Origin of the sequence: Terribium retamae (assembly GCF_022347545.1) — a bacterium.
GTDB lineage: Bacteria > Pseudomonadota > Alphaproteobacteria > Rhizobiales > Rhizobiaceae > Mesorhizobium > Mesorhizobium retamae.
This window is the reverse complement of record NZ_JAKREW010000099.1, coordinates 1-4106: the sequence shown is the minus strand read 5'-3', so window position 1 is coordinate 4106 and position 4106 is coordinate 1. Positions and strand designations below refer to the sequence as shown.

The window sequence follows — 4106 nt, the reverse complement described above, 5'->3', positions numbered from 1 at the left end:
ATGGACATGCGCCGCGAACGCCGCGCGCTGGAGGGCGGCGCGCATATCGTCGTCGGTACGCCGGGACGCCTGCGCGACCACATCGGCAGGGGTGCGCTGGATCTCGGCGCGCTGCGCGCCGTGGTGCTGGACGAGGCCGACGAGATGCTCGACCTCGGCTTTCGCGAAGACCTCGAATTCATCCTCGGTGCCGCGCCCGAGGATCGGCGCACCCTGCTGTTTTCGGCCACGGTGCCGCGCGGCATCGCGGAACTGGCCAGGAATTTCCAGAAGAATGCGGTGCGCATCGCCGCGACCGCCGCCACCGAGCAGCATGCCGACATCGAATACCAGTTGATGCTGGTGCGGCGCGACGAGCGCGAACATGCCGTCATCAACACGCTGCTCGATTCCGACAGCGCCAGCGCGCTGGTGTTCTGTCACACCCGCGAGGCGGTGCGGCATTTGACGGCACGGCTGGCCAATCGCGGCTTCTCGGTCGTCTCGCTGTCGGGCGAGATGGCGCAGTCGGAACGCTCCAACGCGCTGCAGTCGATGCGCGACGGCCGTGCCCATGTCTGCGTGGCGACCGACGTCGCAGCGCGCGGCATCGACCTGCCGAACCTCGATCTCGTCATCCATGCCGACGTGCCGAGCAACCCGGCGACACTGCTGCACCGCTCCGGCCGCACCGGACGCGCCGGGCGCAAGGGCGTTTGCGTGCTGATCGTTCCCGAGAACCGGCGCGGTGCCGCGCAGCGCGTGCTGGCGCTCGCCAAGCTGTCGGCCACGATGCGTGCTGCCCCCGGCATCGCCGAGATCGAGACCCGCTATCGCGCCCAGATCCTCGAAACGGTGCTGTCGGCCGCCGAGCCGGACGAGGCTGAAGCTGCCTTCGTGGCGGAACTGCTTGCCAAGGCAAGCCCGGAGCGCATCGCCACCGCCTTTCTGCGTCAGCAGCTCTCCGCCCGCCCCGTGCCGGAGGATCTTCTGCCGCTGCCGGTCCACGACATGCAGGCAAGGAAGCCGAAGCGCGACAAAGGAACCCGGGACATCGATGACAGGCGTGACGCCGAACCGCGCCGGCCGGATATGGAAGGCGGCGTCTGGTTCACGCTGTCGCTCGGGCGCAAGCAGCGCGCCGACCCGAAATGGCTGCTGCCGATGATCTGCCGGGCCGGCGGCGTCTCCAAGCGCGACGTCGGCTCGATCCGCATCGAGGACACCCAAACCCGCTTCGAGATCTCGGCCGACAAGGCGGCCGGCTTCATCGAGCAGCTCAAGCAACCCGGCAGCCTCGAACGCGGCATCGTCATCCAGCCTGCCGAAGGCGGCGGCGGTGAGTGGCGGGGCAAGCCGAAATTCGGCAAGCCGGATTTCGCCAAGGGCGGCAAGTTCGGCGGCAAGCCGGGCAAGAAACCCCACCGCGGCCAGGGCGCGCCCGGGGGCAAAAAGGGCAAGCCGAAGCGGCAGGGTTGAGTTGTGCCATGCCTTACGAAAGATTGGCGCTGTATCTCGCTGTCGCGCAGGCGCCGCGCCTCTATCTCCCCGCAAGTTAGCGTGCGCACACATTTATCCTGGATGCCGATCGTCGGTGCCGCCCCTCACCTGCCTGCCGGCATCCTCTCCCCGTGAACGGGGAGAGGGGCGCTCCCGCCCAGGATTTCGCCAATCGCCAGCGTTGCAGGGCGAGCACGGTCGCTGCGGCCAGCCTCCTTCTCCCCGTTTACGGGGAGAAGTGCCCGGCAGGGCGATGAGGGGCAGCGCCGCGCTCGCGTCAAAAAGATGTGCGCGCACACTAGCCCCGCACAGAAGCGCCGGCGCCCCCTCACGAAATGGCGAGCAGCTCGATCTCACCTTGCCCGAACGGCACAAAATCGCCCACGGATTTGCCCATCAGAGCGATCGCCACCGGCGAGCCGTGCGATATGGAGGCTTGCGCCGGGTTGGCCTCGTCGTCGCCCACGATGCGGAAGGTCTGGATGCGGTCATCGTCACGCTGGAAGGTGACGGAATGACCGAAGGCGACCACGTCGTTGGAAGAAGGCGCCGGCATCAGCCGGGCGGTGCGGACGCGCTCGGCATAATAGCGCACGTCCCGCATCGGCACGGCGGACTGCCGTCGCCTCTCATTGACGTCTTCCAGTAGGTTCGCCGCCTCGAGGGCCTGCTGCGCCCGGGCCAGTTCATCCTGCAGCATCTTCAGGCCAGCCTCGGTGACCAGATTGATCCGATCGGGGATAGGACGAGGCGGCAGGATGGTTTCCGAGGCGGCTTCGGCACTTTCCTCCTTGGCGAATGCGACGCTCAATGGCTGGAACTCCGGTTGAACAGTGTTGGCAGACGCATAACCCGGCATGGGCGATAAAGCTGCAACAATCTGCTGCGCCCCGCTGCCGCCATTTCACCCTATCCACATCGTCTCCGTCACCCTATGAGACTGGGCCGGGTGAATCGCATTGGAGAGACCGCGGATGAGCAAGACCATAACCACCTGGTATGTCGACCCGGACGCGGAAGACCGCATGGCGGACGGCCACGCGCCGATCTGGCGTCATCTCATCGACCTCATGGCCGAACGCGATCTGTCGCAAAAGGCCGTGCTTGATTTCGGCTGCAACCAGGGCGGGCTGCTGCGGCATCTCTATGCGATGCGGCCGTTCCGCAAGGCGCTCGGCATCGATATCGCCGAACAGTCGATCGCCAGGGCGGAGGCTCTGAAGGGAAACCTGCCTGTCCAGCATGCCGTCGGCGCGAGCCTCGAAGGCTGGGTCGAAGAATTCGACCTCGCGATAAGCCACGAGGTCATCTACCTGATCGAAGACATCGACGCCCACGCCGCGGATATCTTCAAGGCCCTGAAACCCGGCGGCGTCTATTACGCCGTCACCGGCTGCCACACCGACAATCCGCTCTGGCCGAAATGGCGCGAACTGGTGGCCAAGCGCACCAACACCGTGGTGCAGGACCGCTCGATTTCCGACTACGGCCGCATCTTTGCGAAGGCGGGTTTCGAAGTCTCCGGCCGGAAGCTGGAATTTGACGGCTTCATCCCCTTCGTCGAGGATGGCTGGACGCCCGATTTCGCCGACGCCCTGAACTACTACACTCAGACCAAGATCGTCTTCCGCCTCGTCAAGCGTCCGGGGTAAGTCTATTCTTTATTGGAGCGTGATCTTTCCCGAAAACCGGTTGCCACTTTTTGCTGCGCTGACCTTCGGTTCGGGATCACGCTCCGGCAAGCTCGACATCGAAATGCGGCGGCTTGTCGGGGCCGACCTCGACGAAGCGTCCCTTCACCCGGAACGTCTTTTCGATCAGGCCGCTTGCGGCGAGCGCCCTCGGTTCGCCGTCGAAGCGCAGCTCGCCCTTTTCGAGCAGCGAGATGCGGTCGCTGACGGCGATCGCCTGGTTGATGTCATGGATCGCCATGACCACCGTCACGCCTTTCTCCCGGCTGAGGCGGTGCACCAGATCCAGCACCTCGACCTGATAGCCGATATCCAAGAACGAGGTCGGCTCATCGAGCAAAAGAATGCCTGCCTCCTGCGCCAGTGCTGCGGATATCCAGGCGCGCTGGCGTTCGCCGCCGGAGAGCTCCTGCAGCGTTCGGTCGGCCAGGCTGGTCAGGCCCGTGCTTTCGAGCGCCCATTCGATGGCCTCTTCGTCGCGGCGCGCATAGGAGCGGAACAGCCCGACATGGGGGAAGCGGCCCTGCCGCACCAGCTGCGCGATCGTCATCTCGTCGGGCGCGGTGGGTTGCTGCGGCAGGAAGGCGAGCTTCCTGGCGATGGCACGCCGCGACATCGACGCCACCGCAACCCCTTCGATCGCCGCATGCCCGCCGGCGGGTGCGATCAGGCCGGCAAGCGCCTGCAGGGCCGTGCTCTTGCCCGAACCGTTCGGGCCGATCAGCGCCCGGATCTCGCCTTTCTGCAAGGCGAGCTGAAAACCCTTGAGCGCCAGGCGGGAGCCGTAACGAACCGACAGTTGCGAGCAGGTCAAAGGCATTGCGCGTTTCTCATGGCGTTCTGCGGAGGAGGGCCAGCAGCACCGGCACGCCGGCCAGCGCCGTGACCACGCCGATCGGCACTTCCTCGGCGCCGCCGGCGAGGCGGCCGATCAGG

The 4106-nt window shown here is 66.1% G+C and carries 4 protein-coding genes and 1 pseudogene; 2 read left to right on the top strand and 3 right to left on the bottom strand.

From position 1 onward, the window contains the following. The coding region (locus L4923_RS30585) for a DEAD/DEAH box helicase (RefSeq protein WP_239370851.1) at window positions 1–1458 on the top strand (1458 nt) is incomplete at its 5' end. Window positions 1459–1807: 349 nt separating this feature from the next. Here the strand turns inward: L4923_RS30585 and greA are convergent. Further along, window positions 1808–2290, bottom strand: coding sequence for a transcription elongation factor GreA (gene greA / locus L4923_RS30580; RefSeq protein WP_239370850.1), 483 nt, complete (start codon window positions 2288–2290; stop codon window positions 1808–1810). 163 nt (window positions 2291–2453) lie between these two features. Between greA and L4923_RS30575 the strand changes: the two genes are divergently transcribed. Further along, window positions 2454–3131 carry a class I SAM-dependent methyltransferase gene (locus L4923_RS30575; RefSeq protein ID WP_239370849.1) on the top strand — a complete coding sequence of 226 codons (678 nt, stop codon included), beginning with the start codon at window positions 2454–2456 and terminating at the stop codon, window positions 3129–3131. Between the two features lie 76 nt (window positions 3132–3207). Here L4923_RS30575 and L4923_RS30570 read toward each other — a convergent pair whose 3' ends face one another. Both L4923_RS30570 and L4923_RS30565 read right to left on the bottom strand, forming a co-directional pair. Further along, window positions 3208–3990: an ABC transporter ATP-binding protein gene (locus tag L4923_RS30570; RefSeq protein ID WP_239370848.1), complete on the bottom strand. Its 783-nt coding sequence runs from the start codon at window positions 3988–3990 to the stop codon at window positions 3208–3210. Window positions 3991–4000: 10 nt separating this feature from the next. Further along, window positions 4001–4106, bottom strand: a pseudogene (locus L4923_RS30565) (iron ABC transporter permease); the annotation flags it as partial.